This window comes from Lysinibacillus sp. BSL11, assembly GCF_052928325.1.
On record NZ_JAVGCX010000011.1, the window covers coordinates 138,094 to 160,515 of the forward strand.

The window sequence follows — 22,422 nt, forward strand, 5'->3', positions numbered from 1 at the left end:
ATGATACGTCAAGAGAAAATGACGGTCGTCTCTCAAAAGCAAATTGCGACAAACATTTTCGAGCTGACACTTCATGGTGAACTGGTTCAGGAGATGACTCCTGGCCAGTTTGTCCATGTAAAGGTGTCGGATTCACTGGAGCCGCTTTTACGTCGACCAATTAGTATTGCAAATATTGATAAAGACAACAATGAGTTTACAATGATCTATCGTGCTGAGGGGCGTGGTACGAAAGTTCTGGCAACAAATCGAGAAGGTCAGCTGGTCAACGTACTTGGACCAATTGGGAATGGTTTCCCAGTAGAAGCGGTGCAAGAGGGAGGTACTGCACTACTAGTTGGTGGTGGCATTGGCGTCCCTCCATTACATGAGCTAGCTAAGCAATTGAATGCTCGTGGTGTGAAAACAATCCACGTCTTAGGCTTCCAAACAAAAGACGTTTGCTTTTATGAGGGTGAATTTAGTGCACTTGGTGAAACGCATTATGTTACGGTGGATGGCTCGAAAGGTACAAAAGGCTTTGTAACAACGGTTTTAGAGTCGCATGCTCCTGAATTTGATGTTTTTTATTCCTGCGGACCCTTACCAATGTTAAGAGCATTAGAAGGCTTTTATCCTGAAAAAGAGGGCTATTTATCATTTGAAGAACGTATGGGCTGTGGTATTGGAGCTTGTTTTGCATGTGTATGCAAAACAACTGATCAGGTTGAAAAAGACTATGTTAAAGTTTGCTCTGATGGTCCAGTTTTCCCGAAAGGAACGGTGGCACTATGAGTCGTTTAACTATTCAAATACCAGGCTTAGATTTAAAAAATCCTATTATGCCAGCCTCAGGTTGCTTTGGCTTTGGTCGTGAATATGCACAGCTTTATGATTTATCTATACTAGGGGCTATCATGATTAAGGCAACAACGGTCGAAACGCGTGCAGGTAACCCTACGCCACGTGTTGCCGAAACAGCAGCGGGGATGTTAAATGCCATTGGTCTACAAAATCCAGGCATTGAAAAAGTGATGAATGAGGAATTAAAATTTTTAGAGGATTATAATGTGCCCATCATCGCCAATGTTGCTGGAACAGAGACAGCAGACTATGTAGAAGTAGCACGCCGTATTTCAACAGCTTCAAATGTTAAAGCGTTGGAGCTGAATATTTCGTGCCCTAATGTGAAATGTGGTGGTATTCAATTTGGAACAGATCCTGCCACTGCACGTGAGCTTGTCAAGGCTGTCAAGGCTGTGTCAGAAGTGCCAGTCTATGTGAAGTTATCACCAAACGTGACGAACATCGTTGATATTGCCCTAGCTGTTGAAGCAGGTGGAGCAGATGGTATTACCATGATTAATACATTGGTTGGTATGCGTTTAGATGAGCGTACAGGTAAGCCAGTCATAGCTAATGGCACAGGTGGTCTATCTGGTCCTGCTGTAAAACCTGTAGCAATACGAATGGTTTATGACGTGTACAAGGCTGTCAAAATTCCCATAATTGGTATGGGCGGTGTAACGGAAGCACAGGATGTCATTGATTTTATGTCCGCAGGTGCGTCAGCTGTTGCAGTAGGAACAGCTAACTTTGTTGACCATTTCGTTTGTCCGAACATTATTGAAGAATTACCAGCAAAGCTGGATGCAATAGGTGTAGAACATATAACAGAGATTATTGGAAGGAGCCATCGTTGATGAATACGAAACCTATACTAGCTCTTGATTTTCCAGGAGAAAAAGAAGTATTCGATTTTCTTAAAAAGTTCGACGAGCCTCTTTTTGTAAAAATTGGAATGGAATTATATATGCAAGAGGGACCTGATATCGTTCGCAAAGTAAAGGATTTAGGTCATGATATTTTCCTTGATTTAAAATTACATGATATCCCAAATACAGTAGGCTCTGCGATGAAAGGGTTAGCAAAATTAGGGGTAGATTTAGTTAATGTCCATGCGGCGGGCGGACGTCCTATGATGGAAGCAGCTCTAGAAGGACTTGAAGCAGGAACACCAACAGGCAAAGAACGTCCTGCACTAATAGCTGTTACGCAATTAACATCCACAACAGAAGAACAAATGCAAGCAGAACAAAAGATTGCTCTTTCATTGCAAGAGTCTGTCCTACACTACGCAGGGCTGACAAAGGAAGCAGGCTTACAAGGTGTTGTTTGCTCTGTCCATGAGGCTAAGGCGATTGCTGAGGTGTGTGGAGATGAGTTTCTACGTGTCACACCTGGGATTCGTTTAGCTGGAGGGGCTGCACACGATCAAAAACGTATAGCAACACCTGATGGGGCAAAGCGTGATGGTTCATCACTCATCGTTGTTGGCCGTGCTGTAACAGGTGCACAGGATCCAGTAGCAGCATATAAAATCGTAAGTGAATTATGGGAGGCATAAATTATGACATTACAAAATGAAATTGCACACGCTATGTTAAAAGTTGGAGCAGTAGAATTAAATCCTACAGAGCTATTTACATGGGCTTCTGGTATTAAATCACCTATATACTGTGATACACGTTTAACAATTTCCGATCCAGTTATTCGTAAACAATTAGCAAATGGTTTAGCCTCTGTCATCAAAGAAAACTTCGGAGCGACAGAAATTGTAGCAGGAACAGCTACAGCAGGTATCCCACATGCGGCGTGGGTAAGTGATATTTTAGAATTACCAATGGTTTATGTACGCTCTAAAGCGAAGGAGCATGGCCGTGGTAATCAAATTGAAGGAAAATATGCAGCAGGACAAAAAGTAGTGGTTGTGGAGGATATCGTCTCTACAGGTGGTTCTTCCATTACAGCAGTAGAAGCATTGCGTGCAGCAGGCTGTGAGGTACTTGGAGTTGTTTGTGTTTACACATATAATCTTCCACGCGCTGAACAAGCATTTGATGAGGCTGGCATCCAATACGTATCATTAACAAATTTTGATTATCTGATTGAAGCAGCAAATGAATCAGGCGCTATCAAAGAAGAAGATATTCCATTCTTAAAAGAGTGGCATGGAAAATTAAAAGCTGGAGAATTATAAAAGTAGTAATCTTAGTAGTAGTAAAACATAGAGTTACTGGAATATAAAAGAGCGCCAATGCATAGAAACAACTATCGATACTTTTGTTGATAGTTGTTTTTTTGTGTTTTTTCGACGTAGTCAAAGGAAAATAAACTTTATTAACTTTTAAGAGAAGTATGGCCAATAGATTAAAGAAATTGTAAAAATAATTTATTTTTTTAATGTAATATAAAACACTTTATTTGTTTAGTGCTTTAGTAAATAAAATTATTCATTAATAATAATTAGGAAAATTTAGTATCATTCTATGAATTAAATAAACAATAAAAATCCTTTTATAATCATGTTTTCCAAATAAAAGTAAATTTTGACGTAGCATGTGTGGATCAATTGAGTGGGTTATTATTATTTTAATAAAATAAAAAAATGATACTTTAGGCAAATAAAGTTGAAAATGAACAAATATTCAGTATGGTAAAACCTAAAGCATCCAATTTGAAATGGTATAGTTGTATGGATTATTTTGTATGTAATATTATGAGAATTGTAAAAATTCACTTGATTAAATGTATTATTTCCAGATAAAATAGCATTACGCCTAATTGTCAGAATATTATATACTGATCCAGTTACTATTACATTTGGAAAATAGGATCAATTTTATGTAATGAAGATGCTCTCTTTAAAATTTGATGTTTTTTTTAGCTAATATAATTTTGAAATAGGTTTAACATCTTATGATCTAATTTTTCGGAATATTGAATCTTATGAGGGAAGCCAAAAGCTAATTTCTTTTTACATCTTTTACTTAAAGAATACATTTTAGACATATGTTTCTGTTACTTACATAAAGGATGTAGTGATTTTTAGTAAAAAAATTAAAGGTGTGATATTAAATGAGCTTAATGTTAGAAGTGAAAAACCTTAAAACTGGTTTTGATATAGATGGGGATATCTATCATGCTGTTGATGATGTTTCTTTTTCAGTCAAATCAGGTCAAATTATTGGGGTAGTTGGGGAATCTGGATGTGGAAAAAGTGTCATGTCACTTTCAGTTATGCAGCTTCTTCCAAAAGGGATTGGCAAAATTACAGGCGGAGAAATTAAGTTTGAAGGAAAAAACATCGAAAATTATTCTAGCGATGACATGAATAAGATTAGAGGAAAAGATATCAGTATGATTTTCCAAGAACCCATGACATCATTAAATCCCGTTTTTACAATTGGTTCACAAATACAAGAGATTATCTTAAATCACTCTAAAATCTCAAAGACTGAGGCTAAAAGTAAAGCAATCGACTTATTAAAACAAGTCGGCATACCGAGAGCGGATCAAATTGTTGATGAGTATCCGCACCAATTATCTGGTGGTATGAGACAAAGGGTTATGATTGCCATTGCCATTGCTTGTCAACCTAAACTATTAATTGCAGATGAACCTACTACGGCACTTGATGTGACGGTACAAGCTCAAATCTTAGAGCTATTAAAGACAATTCAAGCAAAGAATGATATGTCGATCGTGCTTATTACACATGATTTAGGAGTCGTAGCCGAAATGTGTGATGAAGTAATTATCATGTACGCGGGGAAAATTGTAGAAAAAACAAATGTAGATAATTTGTTCCACAATCCTCAGCATCCGTATACAAAGCTATTAATGGCTTCTATACCAAGAATCGATGAAGAAGTTGAAAAATTAACGACCATTCAAGGGATTGTACCTTCGTTGAAAAATATGCCCCAAATAGGTTGCCGTTTTGTGGATAGGTGTCCTTCAGCTATGCCTGATTGTAGCAAGGTTACGCCGCAACTTTCCTTTATAGACGATGGACATGAGGTATCATGTTTACTTTATGAAAGTTGCGATACTAGAAAGGGTGTGAGCTGACAGCATGAATGAAACAATCGTAAAACAAGAAAAGAATAACTTATTAGAAATTATTGATTTGAAGACATATTACCCAATCAAAGGTGGCTTCTTAAGGCATACTGTCGGTCATGTAAAAGCAGTGGATAATATTTCTTTTACTATTAAAAATGGCGAGACATTAGGGTTAGTTGGAGAATCGGGTTGCGGAAAATCAACAACTGGACGGACCATTTTAAGATTATTAGACTCGACGGAAGGAAAAATTATCTTTGACGGTAAAGATATTACAAACTTGAGAGGGAAATCTTTAAGGGATATACGAAAAGATATTCAAATGGTATTTCAGGATCCATACGCCTCATTGAATCCGATGCAAATGGTAGGAAGCATTGTTGCAGAGCCTATTATGAATTTCAGTAACAAATCATTGAAATCATTAAAAGGCGAGGTAATGGAGCTATTAAGAAAAGTAGGCTTACCTGAAGATGCTTATTATAAATATGCTCATGAGTTCTCAGGTGGTCAGCGTCAGCGTATTGGAATTGCAAGGGCACTTGCACTTAGACCAAAGCTTATTATAGCAGACGAGCCTGTTTCAGCCTTAGATGTATCAGTACAATCACAAGTTCTTAATCTATTAAAAGAACTTCAGGATGAGTTTGATTTAACATTCCTGTTCATCGCACATGATTTAAGTGTGGTCAAGCATATGAGCGATCGAATTGGCGTAATGTATCTAGGAAATATTGTAGAAATAGCTGATAAGGAACATATTTACGATGAGCCATTACATCCTTATACACAAGCGTTGATCTCTGCAATACCCGTGCCAGATCCGAGAAAGAAAAATAGTCGCATTGTTTTAGAGGGAGATATACCGAGTCCTGCTAATCCACCATCAGGCTGTCCATTCCATCCTAGATGTCCGAAGGCAATGGCAGAATGTTCATTATCTAAGCCAGCTTTAAAGGAGGTGAAGTCGGGGCATAGTGTTGCTTGTCATTTATATTAAAAACTAAAAACGGAAAATAGTTATTGACAAAAATAAAATTACGGGGGAAAAAAATGAAAAAATCAGCATTATGGTCATTTATGCTAGTGCTAGTTATGGCGTTATTTTTAGCTGCATGTAATAATGACTCATCAAAAACAGAGAAGGAAAATGAAAAGGATACAAGTGGGGATACAACGACAACAACAGATGAACCTTCTACAGAGGGTGGCATCGTAACATATGGTACAGATGTTGCACCTGAAGGCGTATATGATCCTGCTTATTCAGGTAGTATTGTAGACAGCTATATTCAAAATTTCACAATGGAAGGTATTTATGATGTAAATGATGACTTAGAATATGTTCCAAACTTAGCATCATGGGAAATAAGTGAGGACAAATTAACGTATACGTTTACATTCCAGAAGGGTGTGAAATGGCATAATGGTGAAGAGTTAACAGCTGATGATTGGGTTTTTGCATTAGAAACTCTTGCACATCCTGACTATGCTGGACCTCGCTACAATTATGTAGAGGGAATTAAAGGTGCCAAAGCTAAAAAAGAAGGTAAGGCTGACAAAATCGAAGGTATTGAAGTAGTAGATCCATACACTGTAAAAATTACTTTTGAACAAGTTAAAATTAATAATTTAGAAAATCTATGGTCAAATCCAATGCCGAAGAAACATTATGAAGGTATTGCTGTTAAGGATTTAGAGGAATCAAAGCAAGTTCGTGAAAATCCTGTTGGCTTAGGGCCATTTAAGGTGAAAAAAGTTGTAGATGGAGAATATTCTGAATTAGAGCGTTTTGATGATTACTGGAAGGGCAAACCACAGCTTGATGGTGTTATTGTAAAAGTAATTGACCCATCATTAGCAACGGGCGCATTCCAAAATGGAGAAATTGACATTATGGATATTAGACCACAATCCGTAAAAGAATTAGAAGCATTAGGCAATGTACGTATTGAAGAAACTAATGGTGTGGGCTATTCATACATCGGACTTCGTTTTGGTCATCGTGATAAAGCTACATTAAAAAATGTGGCAGATTTTGATAAATTTAATGCAAAAGAATTACGTCAAGCATTATTATATGCAATTAACCGTCCAGCAATGATCGATGCTTTCTTAGAAGGTAAAGCAACAGTTGCCAACACTGTGATTCCAACTACTTTCTGGACTGCTGCACCAGAGTCAGAATTAAATCAATATGAATTCAACCCAGAAAAGGCAAAAGAGCTATTAGCATCTGCAGGTTATGTAGATAAAGATGGTGATGGCTTCGTAGAAGATCCAAAGGGACAACCATTTAAAATTTCTTTTGGTCACTATGCAGGTTCAGCAGCATTTGAAGGACGTGCACAAGCAATTGTTCAATCTTGGAATGATATTGGTGTAAAAACAGAATTAGCGACAGGTAGTTTAATTGAGTTTAACTTATATAATGATATGAAAGATAATGATGATGCAGCATTAGAAGCATTCTTCGGTGCATGGAGCACAGGTGCTGATCCAGATCCATCAGGATTATGGGGGAATGACGCAGAGTGGAACTATGGTCGTTGGGTAGATCCTAAAAACCAAGAATTATTGGATAAAGGCTTAAGTGAAGAAGCATTTGACAAAGAAAAACGTATGGCAACATATGTTGAATGGCAAAAATACTTCAACGAAGAATTACCTGCCCTTCCTTTATGGGAAAACCTAGATTTATATGGTATAAATAATCGTTTACAAGGTGTTCATGTCAACGCTGTTGGCTTCCAAACGGATGTTTATAAATGGCATATTAAAGAATAAGCTATTGTGTACTTTAATTCTTGCTAACTAAGTCCTTGAAAAGAGGACTTAGTTAGTAAATTTATAGATAAGGAGACGTTACATGCTTCAATATACACTTCGACGACTACTTGGCATGATCCCATTGTTACTCCTTATTTCGTTGGTGGTATTCTTTTTAGCGAAAATGATGCCAGGAGATGCATTTGCTGGTGAAATTGATCCTTCTAATACGAATCCACAATATATCGAAGAAATGAGAGAAAAATTAGGCTATAACGATCCTATTATCCAGCAATACGGTAGATGGATTGTTAATTTTATGCAAGGGGATTTTGGTAAATCAACTGTTTATAAGAAACCAGCAGTAGAAATTATTGCGCAGCGTATACCTAATACCATATTTTTAGCTCTAACATCGTTAATTTTTACCTACATATTTGCATTTATCATGGGCATGTATGCTGGTAGAAAACCCTATACACTTGGGGATAATTTGATTGCAACGTATAATTATTTAGCTTTAGCCATTCCGTCATTTGTTGCGGGAATTGTAGCCATTTACTTTTTCTCGTTCAAGTTAGGTTGGTTCCCATTTAACGGATCTGTGGGCGTCGGGCTAGAGCCTGGAAATTTGGACTACTATATAAGTAGATTCCACCATGTTTTACTACCTGCGCTTATATTAGGATTGATGGGAACAGCATCCTATACACAATTTTTGCGGAATGACATTATTGAAAATAGTAGAAAAGATTTTGTAAGAACTGCGAGAGCAAAGGGAACAAAAGAATCGAAAATTTATAACAAACATATTTTACGAAATTCTATTATTCCTCTTATTACGTTCCTTGGGTTTGATATCGCAACTTTAATTAGCGGTGCGGTAATAACAGAAACAATCTTTACGTATCCTGGAATAGGTGCTCTCTTCCTTGAATCAGTTGGAAGAAGGGATTATGCAGTCATGATGTCGATCACAATGTTACTTTCGTTTTTAACACTTTTTGGAAATTTAATAGCGGATTTATTATATGGTGTAGTAGATCCACGTATTAGATTGGATTAAGGAGGGGGAAATATGACATTGGTAACGGATCAAGAAGTTTTAACGCCAAAATCGCCAAAGAAAAGCCCCTCGCCATGGGTAATTGCGAGACGAAAGTTCTTTAAAAATAAACTAGCCTTGATTAGCCTTATATTTTTACTGATTGTTATTATCTTATCGTTTCTAGCACCATATATTACAACTAAAGATATTGTCCGGGTGGATTTTACCCAAATAAGTAAACCACCCTCTAGTGAAAATTGGTTAGGAACAGATACAAATGGACGAGATGTGTTTACAAGAATGCTCTATGCTGGTAGATCCTCTTTAACAGTGGGATTAAGCTGTATGTTCTTTATTGTTTTAATTGGAACTACAGTCGGCGCAATTTCAGGGTACTTTGGTGGAAAAATAGATCAAATACTCATGAGATTTACAGATTTTATCTTAATGTTTCCATTTATGATTTTTGTAATTGTTTTAAATCAAATTCTAATTGGAAAAGTATCTGGTCTATGGACTTTGATTTTTGTTATCTCACTGTTAATGTGGGGATCAGTTGCAAGGATTGTACGAAGTAGGGTGCTTGCTGAAAAGGAAAATGAGTATATATTAGCAGCTCAATCAATAGGATGTAAATCATCAAAGATTATTATGAAGCATTTACTACCTAATGTTGCTTCGACGATTATTGTACAAGCAACATTGCTGATGGCTGTAACAATCGTCGCTGAATCTGGTTTAAGCTTTTTAGGGTTAGGCGTACCAGCAGATACACCAAGTTGGGGGAATATGCTGTCCGAAGCTAGAAACTCAGAGGTATTAAAGGAGAAGCTTTGGATGTGGGTGCCTCCTGCAACAGCTATTACACTAGTAATTTTGTCCATTAATTTTATCGGAGAAGGGTTAAAGGATGCATTAAATCCAAAATCTAGAAGGTAATTAAAAAATGGGTATTAAATAAATGACAAGAAAATAGGGCACCTTTAAATGTGATTACTTTTACATTTAAAGGTGCCGAATTTTATAAAGGATAATAGTTTAATACATAGTAATATTGATTGTCCTTACAAAGAAGATAGAGACCTGAAATAATGTTTTGAGACCAACTATTATGGTCTAATCACACAAGGCTTTGGACTGTGGCATGGACCTGGATAGGCAGATGCTGTGGTAGAACCAACACTAATTAATACGATTGTAAAACAACATGTAGCAAGAAGAAGTTTCATACTTTTTTTCATTGAATACACCCCTTTATTCGTGTTAACTCTATCATAATATATTCCTTAAAATATTTAAATTAATTTTACATAAATGGTATTTATTAACTAATTATTTTGTGTAAAATAAAAGAATGAAGGGAATTATAGTCTACTAAAAGGTAGTAAGTTTATCTAGGTTTAGTCTGATGGGGATATTGGGTAATAAAAGAAGTAAATTAAAAAAACTCCCATCACAGTTTTTATACTGTCGATAGGAGTTATAGCTTTTAGCGATTAGCAACCCAAGTTTTTACTAGATCAGCAGTACCATAAACATAATGCTGGTCACCTACTTCATGGTAGGTTGCACTTTCGTCAACCTCTGTATGCTTGTACTGAATACGTTGACGGCGCTTCTCTGACATTGGATCAGGAAGTGGGATAGCTGATAGTAAAGATTTTGTATACGGATGAACAGGGTTATTGTAGATATCGTCTGCTTTACCGATTTCCATGATTTTACCGCGGTACATTACAGCAATACGGTCACTGATGTATTTTACCATAGATAAGTCATGGGCAATGAAAAGATATGTTAAGCCACGTTCTTTTTGTAGTTGTTTTAGTAAGTTAACAACTTGCGCTTGAATAGATACGTCTAGCGCAGAGATTGGCTCATCCGCAATGATAAACTTAGGATCTAAACTTAGTGCACGGGCAATCCCAATACGTTGACGTTGACCACCAGAGAATTCGTGTGCGTAACGATTCGCGTGCTCTTTGTTTAAACCAACAGCTTCAAGTAACTCTTGGATTTTTGCACGACGTTCTTTTTTATCCTTGTAAAGGCCATGAATATCAAAGGCTTCACCAATGATCTCACCAGCTGTCATACGAGGGTTTAAAGAAGCATAAGGATCTTGGAAAATCATTTGCATTTGACGGTTAAATTTCTTTAACTCAGTTTTGGATTTTTTTCCATGGACATTTTCACCATCGAAAACAATCTCGCCACCTGTAATATCATATAATCGAATAATTGAACGACCAGTTGTTGACTTACCACAACCTGATTCACCCACAAGACCAAGTGTTTCACCTTCGTAGACATCGAAGCTGATACCATCTACAGCTTTGATAGGATTACTTGGCGAACCAAAATGCTGCTGTAAATTTTTGATTTCAAGAATTTTTTTCGCACCAGTTTTAGTCATTTTCTTGTGCCTCCTTTGCTAAATACCCTTCAATACGTTTAGCAACCGCATCTGGAAGAGGAATCTTTGGTGCATCAGGATGCAACAACCAAGTCTTTGCAAAATGTGTTTCACTTACTTGGAACATTGGTGGCTCTTGTTCATAATCAATCGCCATAGCATACTCGTTACGAGCTGCAAATGCATCACCCTTAGGTGGATTCGTAAGATCGGGTGGTGAGCCTGGAATCGTACGTAATAGCTCATCAGTATCATTATCTAAATCTGGCATTGAACCAAGTAGACCCCATGTGTAAGGATGCTTTGGATTATAGAAAATATCATTCACAGTACCATATTCAACGATTTGCCCAGCGTACATTACCGCTACACGGTCAGCGATATTCGCCACTACACCTAAATCGTGTGTAATGAAAATGATAGATGTTTTCGAGTTTTTCTGAATTTCTTTCATTAATTCTAAAATTTGCGCTTGAATTGTTACGTCTAGAGCTGTTGTCGGCTCATCTGCAATTAATAGCTTAGGATCAGCTGCAAGTGCAATGGCAATAACAACACGTTGACGCATACCACCAGAAAATTCATGTGGGTATTGGTTATAGCGTTTTTCAGGGAAGGGGATACCTACCTGTGTTAAAAGCTCAATCGCGCGTTTTTTCGCTTCGTCTTTAGAAACTTTTTTGTGTTGCAAAATGACTTCAGTAATTTGACGTCCGACCTTCATTGTTGGATTCAAACTTGTCATAGGATCTTGGAAAATCATTGCAATTTCATTTCCGCGTACTTTAGACATTTCTTTATCAGTTAATGGAACTAAATCACGGCCATTGAATAAAATTTGTCCTGACTCATAAATACCAGGTGGCTGGGGAATTAGTTTCATTAATGCATTACTTGTAACACTTTTACCAGAGCCTGATTCACCTACTATAGCGAGTGTTTCACCCTCCTTTAAATCAAAGTTAACACCACGTACAGCACGGACAAGCCCTGCGTAAGTTTTAAAATTAATTCTTAAATCTTTTACTTCTAGAATTGTTTTACTCATTTCGGCCACCTCCTTATTTACGTAGTTTTGGATCTAGAGCGTCACGTAAGCCGTCACCAACTGCGTTAAACGCAAAGATTGTCAGTGAGATAAATACTGCTGGGAAAATCAAGCGCCATGGAGCATTGGCAATAGCTTTATTACCATCAGAGGCCATTGTACCCCAAGAAGCTGTCGGAGCAGGCACCCCAAGACCAAGGTAGCTTAGGAATGATTCGGTGAAAATAGCAGATGGAATTGTTAACGTCATCGTTACTAAGATTGCACCAAGAGCATTCGGAACTAAGTGTTTAATAATTAAATGGCCTGTACTAGCACCTAATGTACGAGCAGCAAGAACATACTCTTGATTTTTAATAGATAGTACTTCACCACGAACGATACGTGCCATGTTAATCCATCCAGTGATGGACAGGGCAATAATCATAGGAATTAAACCAGGTTGCATAACAACTAAAAGTACGATTACTACTAGAAGGTAAGGTACAGCTGTTAAAACGTCAGCAATACGCATCATGATGTTATCAACGCGACCGCCTGCTAAGCCTGAAATACTTCCCCATAAAACACCGATGATTAAGTCAATAATCGCTGCAGCAATTCCGATAAATAGGGAAATACGAGCGCCTTCCCAAATACGAACGAAAATATCACGACCAAGGTCGTCCGTTCCAAACCAAAATTGTGCAGATGGTGGTGCATTGTAAACACCTAGCTGATCACTTGCTTTATATTGAGAAAGCATTGGTACGAATGTAGCCATTAAAATAACAATGATTAAAATGATTATCCCAATGATGGCTAATTTGTTATGAGAGAAACGGAGAAATACTTCTTTCCAAAAGGAGACTGATTTATCAGCTAATTTTTCCGTTGCTTCATGATTTCCACCAACAATTTTAAACTTATCTTTTTCAATTTGTTGCTGTGTCATTATTTTTTCGCTCCTTTCAGTTTAATACGCGGATCAATCACACTATATAGAATATCAACGATTAATACCGCAAATAAAAGGATGATGGAATAGAACACCGTCGTACCCATAATTACTGTATAGTCACGGTTTGTAATACTTTGAACAAAGTGCTTACCAAGTCCAGGAATAGCGAAAATTTGCTCAACAATGAAACTACCTGTTACAACACCAGCTGTTAATGGACCAAGGTATGTTACGACTGGCAGAAGGGCATTTCGTAATGTATGACGGAATACGATTGTCCATTTACCAATACCTTTTGCACGAGCCATTTTTACATAATCACTATTGTTTTGTTCAAGCATACTTGAACGTGTTAATTTTGCGATAAAGCCCATGTGTGAGAAAGCGATTGCAAGGGCTGGTAAAATACTATAAATAAAGCCCTTCCACCCACTAATAGGGAACCAGCCTAGCTTAAAGGCTAAGAAATACTGCATTAAACCTGCTAAGATAAATGAAGGTACTGATATACCGAGCACCGCAAAGGACGTTGCCAAATAATCCGGGAACCTATTATGATATAGCGCGGAAACTACGCCAATTAATACACCGAATCCAACTGCTAATAGCATAGCTTCAATCCCTAATGTTAATGAAACAGGGAAACTTTCAGAAATCATATCATTTGTAGAACGCGCTTTATATTTCATTGACTCACCGAAATTGAATGTGGCCGTATCGATTAAATAATCTTTATATTGAATATACCAAGGGTTATTTAATCCATACGTTTCGTTTAACTTCTCCTCAATTTGAGGTGGGAAATTACGTTCACTCGCGAAAGGACTACCAGGAGCGAGACGCATTAAGAAAAACGTAACCGTTACGATGACGAAAAGCGCGAGAAGTATATACATCAGCCTTTTCAAAATATATTTAATCACATAAAACTCCTCCTTCTATTTGTCAATTTTCAGACAAATATATGCCTTCGTATTTTAAAAAGAGCTGACTCGCGCCGAAGTGGCTACGAGGCAGCTCTTCGCTGTAGAGCTAAATAAGCGAATTATTGTTGATTATTTCTCTACTTTAACCTCTTTAAGAGAGATGTTACCAAGGATGTCTGCCTTCATGTTTTTCACATAATCTTGTACTACAGATAGGTTCGTGTAGTAGTAGATTGGAATAACTGGGAAATCATTCACAGCAACTTTTTCAGCTTGTTTTAAAAGCTCAAGACGTTTAGCAGGATCTGCTTCAACGTTAGATTGATCTAATAATTTTTTGTATTCTGCACTTTCCCAACCAGTATCGTTGTTACCATTTGCAGCAGTGTCATACATTTCTAAGAATGTATAAGCATCGTTGTAGTCACCAACCCAGCCCATACGGCCAACTTGGTAATCTAATTGGTTAAGTTTTTCTAAATATACTTGCCATTCAGAGTTATCTAGACCTACAGTGATACCTAGGTTTTTAGTCCAGCCCTCTTGAACGTATTGAGCGATAGCAGCGTGTGCTTCACTTGTGTTGTAAGAAAGGTTAATTTTGATATCTGCTGGGTTTGTAATTCCAAGTTCTTTCATACCAGCTTCAAGTGCTGCTTTAGCACCTTCGATATCGTTATCTTTGAAGTAACCACGGTCTTCTTCAAAGCCATGAACGGCGATAGGAACCATACCTAATGCAGGTTTTTGCTCACCTTTAGTAATGTTGTCGATTAAACCTTGACGATCAACTGCTAAAGCTAACGCTTTACGGATGTTAGCGTTTCCAGTGATTTTATCTTTTGTATTTAGCTTGTACCAGTAAACAGAAGCTTGGTCATTGATATTTAATGAACCATCAGCTTTAAATGCATCGATTGAATCAAGTGCCACAGATTGGAATGGTGCACCTAAGTAGTCAATTTCTCCAGCTTTGAAACTTGTTGCTGCAGTTGCTTCAGACTCAACCATACCGATATTAACAGTTTCTAAAGAAACTTTATCAGCATCCCAGTACTCTGGGTTTTTCTTTAATACGATTGTATCATTGTGTCTCCATTCAGCTAATGTGAAAGGACCGTTTGTTACATAGTTTTCACCAGCATCTGCATACCACTCATCATTACCTTCAACTACTTTTTGGTTTAATGGTGCATATGTTTTGAATGCTGTTAATTCTAAGAAGTAAGGTGTTGGGTTTTCTAAAGTTACTACTAATGTTTTTTCGTCTTGTGCTTTAACGCCTACATCATCAGCAGAACCTTCACCATTGTTGTATGCTGCAGCACCTTTAATTGGATAAAGGATTGAAGCATATTCAGAAAGATTGTCTGGGTTTAATGCCCATTTCCAAGCGTATTCGAAGTCACCAGCTACTACTGGATCTCCGTTTGACCATTTAGCATCACGTAATTTGAACGTGTATGTTTTTAAATCTTCACTAACTTCCCAGCTTTCAGCAGCAGCTGCAACCGGACGAGCGTCTGCATCAAGTGTTGTTAATCCTTCAAAAGTATTTGTAAGAATAACACCAGAAGTTGTATCTGTTGCTAATGCAGGATGAAGTGATGGCGGCTCAGAAGCTACTACAACATTTAATTCGCCACCTGATGAAGTTGTTTCTTCTGAAGAACCAGAATCTTTTCCTTCGTCTTTTGATTTGTCAGACGAATCTCCACCGAAGCCACATGCAGCAAGTACTAAAGAAAATACTGCAAGGACTGTTAGTAATAAAAACTTTTTGTTTTTATTCATGTGAATCCCCCTTATACAATTTTTAAGCCTTTTGTGAAGCTCCTATTTAATATACCAAAAAAATCATTGTGTACAAAATAAAAAAGATTCGAATTTATATAGTATTATCTGACATTTAGGAGAATAATAAATTTTTCCGATTTATCACACTAAAGAGGAGAAGTGTATATATATTAAAAATTTGATATTTACTTATTCTGAATATCAAAAATAAAGTAAAAATAAAAAAATGATTTACTATACGGAAAATTCCTATTTTTTTGATAATATTATGGATATTTGAAAAATGAATCAAAAGTCATAGATGTAATACCTTGAGGAATTTGTATAGATTTGTAGAAAATCTATGTAAAACTCAGTGAATTAGTTTCTTTTACAGGTAATTTCTTGTAATTTACTATCGCAAAACATGAATATTTTTATCTATTAATGATATATAAGAAACTTGTTTTGTATTTTTCTAGGATTATCCATTTGTGGGGAAGAAAAAGAAAAAAATGAGCATTTGTATGAAAAAAGGTACCCATACTAAGAAAAAATTGGATTTAGTGACAAGCTAGTTTATGAGATTAAGTTTTTTTGAAATAATTTTAGAGCTAGTTGAATATACATGCATTTATGCAGTTGGTTACTGTTTTATTCATCAGTCAAAAAATAAAGAGAATGCTTCAATTCGTCCTATATTCTTCCAAAGAGAACCCTTTTAATCATATTGTTTTTTTGAGGATGTCATTTGTCTTACTGAAGAGGATTGATAATGCAAATAATTACTAAAAATCTGTTTATTCATCAAATGAAAACGTTATCAATAGCTATTCAGAAGGATATTCTTCCACTTTTTAAGTGGTGTACTATGAAAAAAATATAAAAAAACAGTGCATCCCATCTATAAAATGCACTGTTTTCTATTTAAAGTTTAAATTGATTGATTTGATTCTGTAAATCTAAGGACTTTTCGCTTAGATCTGCGGCAACTTGGTTTACTTGTTGTACTGTTATAGATTGTTCTCTTGTTGCTGAAGCTACAATTTTTGTATTATCTGCGCTCGTTGAAGCACCGTGGGCGATTTCTGCAACGGACGCTGCAACCTGTTCAGCACTAGCTGAAATTTCTTCAGAGGTAGCTGATATATCTTCAATCTGATCCGTCATCGTATTAATTGCTTTCACAATTCCTTCAAAGGCTTGTCCAGCATGTCCGATGATTTTAACGCCCTCTGTGACAGAATGAAGTCCATCAAAGACTGCTTTTTCTACATTATGTGTATCCTGTTGAATATCTAGTGTTAAGGCAACGATTTGGTTGGCTGATTGTTTGGATTCCTCAGCTAACTTACGAACCTCATCTGCTACAACCGCAAATCCTTTACCATGCTCTCCAGCTCTAGCCGCTTCAATTGCTGCATTGAGTGCCAATAAATTTGTTTGATCTGTAATGGCTGTAATGACAGCTGTGATCTGACTAATCTCATCTGATTGCTTACTCAATTTTTGAACAAGATTATTAATCATTTGTGTTGATTCATGGATGACATTCATTTGTTGCTGAGCTTCTTCTACAGTCTCATTTCCATTTGTTGCTAATTCAGAAGTTGTTATAGCATTCTGATGTAGTTGCTGAGTTGCCTCAGCTATTCGTTGAACACCTACAGCTGTTTCATCCATTGCGTGTGCGCTTTCGTTAGCTGCTACTGTAGCTGTCACTGCAGCATCAGCTGTTTCATTAATCCGTATTGTTATTTCATCAGCAGTGGCAGTTATTTCTTCAGTGGAGGCAGAAAGTTCCTCTACTGAAGCTGTTAAATGCTCTGCATTGTCCTGTATATGCGTTAATAAATTTTTCAGATTACCCTTCATGGCATTAAAAGCTGTTGAAAGCTGACCAATTTCATCTTTTGATTGATAGGTAATATCTGGATGAATTAATTCACCATTAGCTACATGCTTGGCTGCCAGAACGACAGATTTTAAAGGGCGTGAGATTGTCCGTTGTATATAGAAAATAAGGAAAATACCTAGAGCGATACCAATAATGATTGCGATAATGGAAATGAGTTGGGAATTGAATACGGCCTGTTTAGATTCTTTTGTCACAATATCTAGTTGTTCCTTTTGATAGTTTCCAATTTTATCGGATACATCTTGTATACCTTTATTCGCTTGTTGTACTTCACCATTTACCTTTTGCAAAGCACCTTCTAGATTACCAGCTTCAAATAGAGCTATTGCTTCGGTTGCTGCCTTATTAAAAGTATCATTATAAATTTTTAATTCCTGTGCATATGTTTCCATTTCAGCTGAATTTGATTTTTCTATGATTTCTTCTACATGTGTGTCGAGCATACTTGCATATTTTGAGAAACTCTCTTTGTTAGCAGGTTTGTCTTCGATGATGATGGCACGAATGAAAAGTCCTTGCATAGCCATTTCGTATTGAATATCATCTGCTAATTCTACAAGGGCAACATGTCCTTCTAATGCATTTTCAATCTTTTTTTCAATGTTTGAAAATAACAGAAACATAATGAACAAAGAAATGATTAATGTGAGAATAATTGCAAAGAAACCAAAGCTTAATTTTTTACCTACAGACATATAGATACGCCCTTTCCTAAATGCTCTATAAAAATTTTTATACTTTAATTTAGCGTTTCTCAGTAGTAGAAGTCAATATTCGTTGAAGGAAACAGTGCAGATTATTCATGTGTTTTTAAATTGTTATTATAATAAGGAAGATTGTCTGTAAAAATCAATCAAGATAAGGTTGTTTTCATCGTTTTATAGTACGGATTACGTGTACTCGTTATAAAAAAGAAGAAACCGATACAATTTGTATCGGTTTCTTCCTTTATGACTGTTTCTTTAACTGTAAAATGACTGTCTCATCAGGGTCAATATACAGTGTCTTTTGTTCAAAATAGATGACGAAACCAGGTTTGGCACCATTTGGTTTTTTGACCTGTCTTATTTCGGTATAATCTACAGGCACAGAAGAGGATTCTCTGGCCTTAGAAAAATAGGCGGCTAGTGTGGCAGCTTCTCGCAACGTCGTTTCATCTGGTTCACTTGAATGAATGACAACATGTGATCCAGGAATATCTTTTGTGTGTAACCAAATATCAGTCCGCTTTGCTAGTTTAAATGTCAGCATGTCATTTTGTTTATTGTTTTTTCCAACAGAGATTATTACACCTGTAGAAGAAACATATCGTTCTGGTTCAGGTTTCGCTTGTTTTTTCTTTTTCTTCGCATGACGTAGTTTTAAGTAACCTTGCTCTGCTAGCTCTTCACGAATTTCCTCAATATCTCCAGGAGAAGCCTGCTGAACTTGCTGTGCTAGCATTTCGAAGTAAGAAATTTCATCAGTCGTTTTTTCTAGCTGCTCTTGAACCATGACCAAGGCATTTTTTGCCTTTGTGTACTTTGTATAATAGCTTTGGGCATTTTCAATCGGTGTTTTACGTTCGCTTACTGGAATCGTTATTTCTTCGCCAGTTTCACTATAGTAATTTGTGACAGTAACTTCCTTGACTCCTTTTTCAAAGGCATAGATATTAGCCATTAATAGCTCACCATATAGTTGGAATTGATCGAGCTTGGAGGCACGTTCATAATCCTTCATTAACTTTTTTGTTTTTAAAGCTAGTTTGTCAATCTCATTTTGTAGCCAGCGCTCTAAATCGCCTGCTTGTTGTTTTACACGATCTCGCTCTGCACGTGCAAAGAATACACGATCAAGAAGCTCATGGACATTAGGATAGATTGTTATATCCCCGTCATGCAAGTGCGTTAATTCGATAGGGGAAAAGTATACTTTCTGATTGAAGAGTACGTACATAGGCTTCATTCCACCGTTCGCAAAGGAGGTCATAAAATCCTTGAAACATGCTAGCGTATTTGAAGTCGTCTTCATTCGATACAATAATTCTTCTGCGTGGAGAGGTGAAAAACCAGCTAATTGTTGCACTATCTCTTTAGAGGTTTTTGCTTCAACAAAAAATGCTGTTAGCTCTTCATCTGTCACTGTTAAAGGATTCCATTTGTTTTGTGTGGGTGGCGCAATATACGGTTGCCCTGGTAGTACAGTCCGGAAGCTATTGACTGAAGGCGGTAGATGTTTTAGGCTGTCAATAATTTTTCCCTGCTCTTGATCAATCAACAGTAGATTACTATGTCTACCCATAATTTCAGCATGTATTTCTCTTACAATTGGATCTCCAATTTCATTTTTACTTTCAATTTCTACTATTATAATGCGATCAAAATCACGCTGTTTTATAGAAGCAATAAAACCACCCTCTATATGCTTACGCAAAAGCATACAAAACATTGGCGGCTCTGCTGGATTTTCAATCACTTGTTCAGTAAGGTGTACACGTGCATAAGAAGAGTGGATGGAAAACAGTAATTTATGATTCTTTCCGTTCGCTCGCACATGTAAAATAACCTCTTGTGCATTAGGTTGGTGTATTTTGGTAATCCGACCAGTGACTAGCTGTTGTAGGTCGGCAGTTATTGAATAAGTAAATAAGCCATCAAATGCCATATGAATTCCTCTTTCCAACGATATCAAGCATCTTGGTACTTTCGTATTTTTTTCTTAATGTATCTGCATTCACTATTTTTAAGCTTCTGCAAATACTCTTTTGGTATGTTTATCATAGCATTTTTTAGGTGAATATTAAAATATAGCTTCAATTGTGGTAGAATTAGCTTTTACTTTATCCAAATTTTTTTGGAGAGTCGTCATAATCGACAAAGCTTATGTTATAATAATCCCAGTATGCAAAGAAAGGTGTGACGAACCTTGGTGCGTAGTATGACTGGTTTTGGCAGAGGTGTCACAACAACTAGAGACTTTCAATTAACCGTGGAAATGCGCTCGGTCAACCATCGTTTTTTAGAAATTAATGCAAAATTTCCGAAAGAATGGCTTGAAGCTGAAATTTTTGCAAAGAAACTAATTTCTCAAGCTTTGTCACGCGGCAAAATTGATGTGATGGTATATGTGAAGGACTTAGAGAACGTAGAGCAATCTATTGAGATTAATTGGTCATTAATTGAAGCGTATCGTAAGGCAAAAGAGCAATTAGCAAGTAAAGTACCACTTGAAGAAAAATGGACGATGCAAGAACTTTTATCGTTAGAGCAGGCACTTGTACAGCAAAAACCCCAGCTTACACCAGAGGATTTGCTCAGTGCTGTTGAACAAGCGATTTCACAAGCGATTGAACAGCTCGTTCAAATGCGTGAGCGTGAAGGGCAAGAATTACAAGAGGTTGTTGTACAATATAAAGAACAGTTAATGGAGCAAGTCAATCAGATTCGTTTGTGTTCTTCGCTTGCTGTTGAAAAATATCGTACACGATTAATAGAGCGAATTAATGAAGTTGCAAATGGCACATTGCTAGAAGATCGTTTACTAGCGGAAGTAGCAATTTTTGCAGAACGAGTAGACATCTCCGAAGAATTAGACAGATTAGATAGTCACTTCAATCAACTGAAGGAAACATTACTTGAAAAGATTTCGGTTGGGCGTAAATTGGACTTCTTAATGCAGGAAATACATCGCGAGATTAATACGATTGGTTCAAAAAATCAATCTACAGAAGCAGCGGTTGCTGTTGTTCAGGCGAAAACAATTTTAGAAAAGATGCGTGAGCAAGTGCAAAACATCGAATAACTTGCACGTGTCTGTTATAAATTAAGGGAGATATAGAGAATAAATGATAAAAGAACGTGGATTATTAATTGTTCTGTCTGGCCCCTCTGGTGTAGGTAAAGGGACAGTGCGAAAAGAATTATTTTCTCAGCCGAATACGAATTATGAGTATTCCATCTCGATGACAACACGAAATCCTCGCGAAGGTGAAGTAGATGGTGTAGACTATTTTTTCAAGACGCGTCATGAATTTGAAGTGTTAATTGAACAAGGTGGCTTATTAGAGCACGCTGAATTTGTCGGTAACTATTATGGAACACCATTAGCTTATGTAAATGAAACACTTGATGCAGGTCGTGATGTATTTTTAGAAATCGAAGTGCAGGGTGCAGCACAAATTCGTAAAAAAGCACCAGATGCCTTATTTATTTTCTTAGCCCCTCCAAGTTTAACGGAATTAAAAGATCGTTTAGTTGGACGTGGGACAGAAACGGAGGATATCATTGCCAAACGAATCGCTACTGCAAGTGAAGAGCTTGAAATGATGAGCTTGTATGATTATGTTGTGGAAAATGATGAAGTGACGAATGCCTGTGATCGTATAAATGCGATTATTAAAGCCGAGCATTGTCGTAGAGAACGTGTTGAAAAAAGATATTTGTCAATGTTGAGAGGAGAATAAAACAATGCTATACCCATCAGTAGATGCTTTAAAAAAAGAAATCGATTCAAAATATTCATTAGTGAGCCTTGCTTCTAAACGTGCTCGCCAAATGCAAGAAGAGCAAGACACAGAACGCTTACACAAGTATGTTTCCCATAAATATGTAGGGAAAGCACTTGAAGAAGTAGCGGCAGGTGTACTTACGAAAGTATCACAGGATGAGTCAACTGTGTATGAGGACGAAATCTAACATCATGTAAAGTGCTTT

At 36.8% G+C, this 22,422-nt stretch carries 19 protein-coding genes; 12 read left to right on the plus strand and 7 right to left on the minus strand.

All coding sequences use genetic code 11. The annotated features are described in order from the left end of the window. The 9 genes from RCJ95_RS14695 to opp4C all read left to right on the plus strand — a co-directional run bounded on the left by RCJ95_RS14695 (position 1) and on the right by opp4C (position 9,643). Positions 1 to 774: a dihydroorotate dehydrogenase electron transfer subunit gene (locus tag RCJ95_RS14695; RefSeq protein WP_446722435.1), complete on the plus strand. Its 774-nt coding sequence runs from the start codon at positions 1 to 3 to the stop codon at positions 772 to 774. Next, the gene (locus RCJ95_RS14700) at positions 771 to 1,682 is read left to right on the plus strand and encodes a dihydroorotate dehydrogenase (RefSeq protein WP_369578393.1); all 912 of its coding nucleotides are present in this window, start codon (positions 771 to 773) and stop codon (positions 1,680 to 1,682) included. Before RCJ95_RS14695 ends, RCJ95_RS14700 begins: the two co-directional genes overlap by 4 nt. Next, positions 1,682 to 2,386, plus strand: a complete 705-nt coding sequence (pyrF, locus tag RCJ95_RS14705; RefSeq protein ID WP_312129158.1) for an orotidine-5'-phosphate decarboxylase — start codon at positions 1,682 to 1,684, stop codon at positions 2,384 to 2,386. Before RCJ95_RS14700 ends, pyrF begins: the two co-directional genes overlap by 1 nt. Before the next feature lie 3 nt (positions 2,387 to 2,389). Next, positions 2,390 to 3,019 (plus strand): orotate phosphoribosyltransferase, encoded by a 630-nt coding sequence (pyrE, locus tag RCJ95_RS14710; protein WP_016994265.1) that lies wholly within the window; start codon positions 2,390 to 2,392, stop codon positions 3,017 to 3,019. A gap of 878 nt (positions 3,020 to 3,897) precedes the next feature. Continuing rightward, a complete protein-coding gene (locus tag RCJ95_RS14715; protein WP_337976189.1) occupies positions 3,898 to 4,893 on the plus strand; it encodes an ABC transporter ATP-binding protein in 996 nt (331 codons plus the stop codon). Positions 4,894 to 4,897: 4 nt separating this feature from the next. Continuing rightward, entirely contained in the window at positions 4,898 to 5,887 is a 990-nt protein-coding gene (locus RCJ95_RS14720) for an ABC transporter ATP-binding protein (protein WP_320938940.1), read from the plus strand. A gap of 53 nt (positions 5,888 to 5,940) precedes the next feature. Beyond that, positions 5,941 to 7,674 carry an oligopeptide ABC transporter substrate-binding protein gene (opp4A, locus tag RCJ95_RS14725; RefSeq protein ID WP_320938939.1) on the plus strand — a complete coding sequence of 578 codons (1,734 nt, stop codon included), beginning with the start codon at positions 5,941 to 5,943 and terminating at the stop codon, positions 7,672 to 7,674. Positions 7,675 to 7,756: 82 nt separating this feature from the next. Then, a complete protein-coding gene (opp4B, locus tag RCJ95_RS14730) occupies positions 7,757 to 8,722 on the plus strand; it encodes an oligopeptide ABC transporter permease (protein WP_016994271.1) in 966 nt (321 codons plus the stop codon). 12 nt (positions 8,723 to 8,734) lie between these two features. After that, entirely contained in the window at positions 8,735 to 9,643 is a 909-nt protein-coding gene (gene opp4C, locus RCJ95_RS14735) for an oligopeptide ABC transporter permease (protein WP_048395389.1), read from the plus strand. Positions 9,644 to 10,193: 550 nt separating this feature from the next. Here the strand turns inward: opp4C and RCJ95_RS14740 are convergent. The 7 genes from RCJ95_RS14740 to RCJ95_RS14770 all read right to left on the minus strand — a co-directional run bounded on the left by RCJ95_RS14740 (position 10,194) and on the right by RCJ95_RS14770 (position 20,374). Continuing rightward, on the minus strand, positions 10,194 to 11,120 hold the full coding sequence (locus tag RCJ95_RS14740) for an ABC transporter ATP-binding protein (protein ID WP_221679779.1): 927 nt from the start codon (positions 11,118 to 11,120) through the stop codon (positions 10,194 to 10,196). Then, complete coding sequence (locus RCJ95_RS14745; RefSeq protein ID WP_221679782.1) at positions 11,113 to 12,168, minus strand: ABC transporter ATP-binding protein; 1,056 nt, start codon at positions 12,166 to 12,168, stop codon at positions 11,113 to 11,115. The genes RCJ95_RS14740 and RCJ95_RS14745 overlap by 8 nt, the downstream gene beginning before the upstream one ends. A 13-nt stretch (positions 12,169 to 12,181) precedes the next feature. Continuing rightward, entirely contained in the window at positions 12,182 to 13,102 is a 921-nt protein-coding gene (locus RCJ95_RS14750) for an ABC transporter permease (RefSeq protein WP_004227369.1), read from the minus strand. Beyond that, complete coding sequence (locus tag RCJ95_RS14755; RefSeq protein WP_004227372.1) at positions 13,102 to 14,031, minus strand: ABC transporter permease; 930 nt, start codon at positions 14,029 to 14,031, stop codon at positions 13,102 to 13,104. The genes RCJ95_RS14750 and RCJ95_RS14755 overlap by 1 nt, the downstream gene beginning before the upstream one ends. 132 nt (positions 14,032 to 14,163) lie before the next feature. Then, on the minus strand, positions 14,164 to 15,828 hold the full coding sequence (locus RCJ95_RS14760) for a peptide ABC transporter substrate-binding protein (RefSeq protein ID WP_004227373.1): 1,665 nt from the start codon (positions 15,826 to 15,828) through the stop codon (positions 14,164 to 14,166). Positions 15,829 to 16,737: 909 nt separating this feature from the next. Further along, entirely contained in the window at positions 16,738 to 18,423 is a 1,686-nt protein-coding gene (locus RCJ95_RS14765) for a methyl-accepting chemotaxis protein (RefSeq protein ID WP_312129162.1), read from the minus strand. Positions 18,424 to 18,676: 253 nt separating this feature from the next. Continuing rightward, entirely contained in the window at positions 18,677 to 20,374 is a 1,698-nt protein-coding gene (locus RCJ95_RS14770; protein ID WP_313150235.1) for an Rqc2 family fibronectin-binding protein, read from the minus strand. A 261-nt stretch (positions 20,375 to 20,635) separates the two neighbouring features. Between RCJ95_RS14770 and RCJ95_RS14775 the strand changes: the two genes are divergently transcribed. The 3 genes from RCJ95_RS14775 to rpoZ are packed head-to-tail and all read left to right on the plus strand — an operon-like array spanning position 20,636 to position 22,404. Continuing rightward, entirely contained in the window at positions 20,636 to 21,511 is an 876-nt protein-coding gene (locus tag RCJ95_RS14775) for a YicC/YloC family endoribonuclease (protein WP_004227378.1), read from the plus strand. Positions 21,512 to 21,554: 43 nt separating this feature from the next. Further along, on the plus strand, positions 21,555 to 22,172 hold the full coding sequence (gene gmk / locus RCJ95_RS14780; protein ID WP_004227379.1) for a guanylate kinase: 618 nt from the start codon (positions 21,555 to 21,557) through the stop codon (positions 22,170 to 22,172). 4 nt (positions 22,173 to 22,176) lie between these two features. Further along, on the plus strand, positions 22,177 to 22,404 hold the full coding sequence (gene rpoZ / locus RCJ95_RS14785) for a DNA-directed RNA polymerase subunit omega (RefSeq protein WP_004227380.1): 228 nt from the start codon (positions 22,177 to 22,179) through the stop codon (positions 22,402 to 22,404). The last annotated feature ends 18 nt before the right edge of the window (positions 22,405 to 22,422 follow it).

What these genes read in the sequence shown, in the direction of transcription:
- gmk (WP_004227379.1), top strand. Translation starts at nt 21,555, where the DNA reads ATGATAAAAGAACGTGGATTATTAATTGTTCTGTCTGGCCCCTCTGGT.
- opp4C (WP_048395389.1), top strand. Translation starts at nt 8,735, where the DNA reads ATGACATTGGTAACGGATCAAGAAGTTTTAACGCCAAAATCGCCAAAG.
- rpoZ (WP_004227380.1), top strand. Translation starts at nt 22,177, where the DNA reads ATGCTATACCCATCAGTAGATGCTTTAAAAAAAGAAATCGATTCAAAA.
- pyrE (WP_016994265.1), top strand. Translation starts at nt 2,390, where the DNA reads ATGACATTACAAAATGAAATTGCACACGCTATGTTAAAAGTTGGAGCA.
- RCJ95_RS14760 (WP_004227373.1), bottom strand. Translation starts at nt 15,828, where the DNA reads ATGAATAAAAACAAAAAGTTTTTATTACTAACAGTCCTTGCAGTATTT.
- RCJ95_RS14740 (WP_221679779.1), bottom strand. Translation starts at nt 11,120, where the DNA reads ATGACTAAAACTGGTGCGAAAAAAATTCTTGAAATCAAAAATTTACAG.
- RCJ95_RS14700 (WP_369578393.1), top strand. Translation starts at nt 771, where the DNA reads ATGAGTCGTTTAACTATTCAAATACCAGGCTTAGATTTAAAAAATCCT.
- RCJ95_RS14695 (WP_446722435.1), top strand. Translation starts at nt 1, where the DNA reads ATGATACGTCAAGAGAAAATGACGGTCGTCTCTCAAAAGCAAATTGCG.
- RCJ95_RS14765 (WP_312129162.1), bottom strand. Translation starts at nt 18,423, where the DNA reads ATGTCTGTAGGTAAAAAATTAAGCTTTGGTTTCTTTGCAATTATTCTC.
- RCJ95_RS14750 (WP_004227369.1), bottom strand. Translation starts at nt 13,102, where the DNA reads ATGACACAGCAACAAATTGAAAAAGATAAGTTTAAAATTGTTGGTGGA.
- RCJ95_RS14770 (WP_313150235.1), bottom strand. Translation starts at nt 20,374, where the DNA reads ATGGCATTTGATGGCTTATTTACTTATTCAATAACTGCCGACCTACAA.
- RCJ95_RS14745 (WP_221679782.1), bottom strand. Translation starts at nt 12,168, where the DNA reads ATGAGTAAAACAATTCTAGAAGTAAAAGATTTAAGAATTAATTTTAAA.
- RCJ95_RS14720 (WP_320938940.1), top strand. Translation starts at nt 4,898, where the DNA reads ATGAATGAAACAATCGTAAAACAAGAAAAGAATAACTTATTAGAAATT.
- opp4B (WP_016994271.1), top strand. Translation starts at nt 7,757, where the DNA reads ATGCTTCAATATACACTTCGACGACTACTTGGCATGATCCCATTGTTA.
- opp4A (WP_320938939.1), top strand. Translation starts at nt 5,941, where the DNA reads ATGAAAAAATCAGCATTATGGTCATTTATGCTAGTGCTAGTTATGGCG.
- RCJ95_RS14715 (WP_337976189.1), top strand. Translation starts at nt 3,898, where the DNA reads ATGAGCTTAATGTTAGAAGTGAAAAACCTTAAAACTGGTTTTGATATA.
- pyrF (WP_312129158.1), top strand. Translation starts at nt 1,682, where the DNA reads ATGAATACGAAACCTATACTAGCTCTTGATTTTCCAGGAGAAAAAGAA.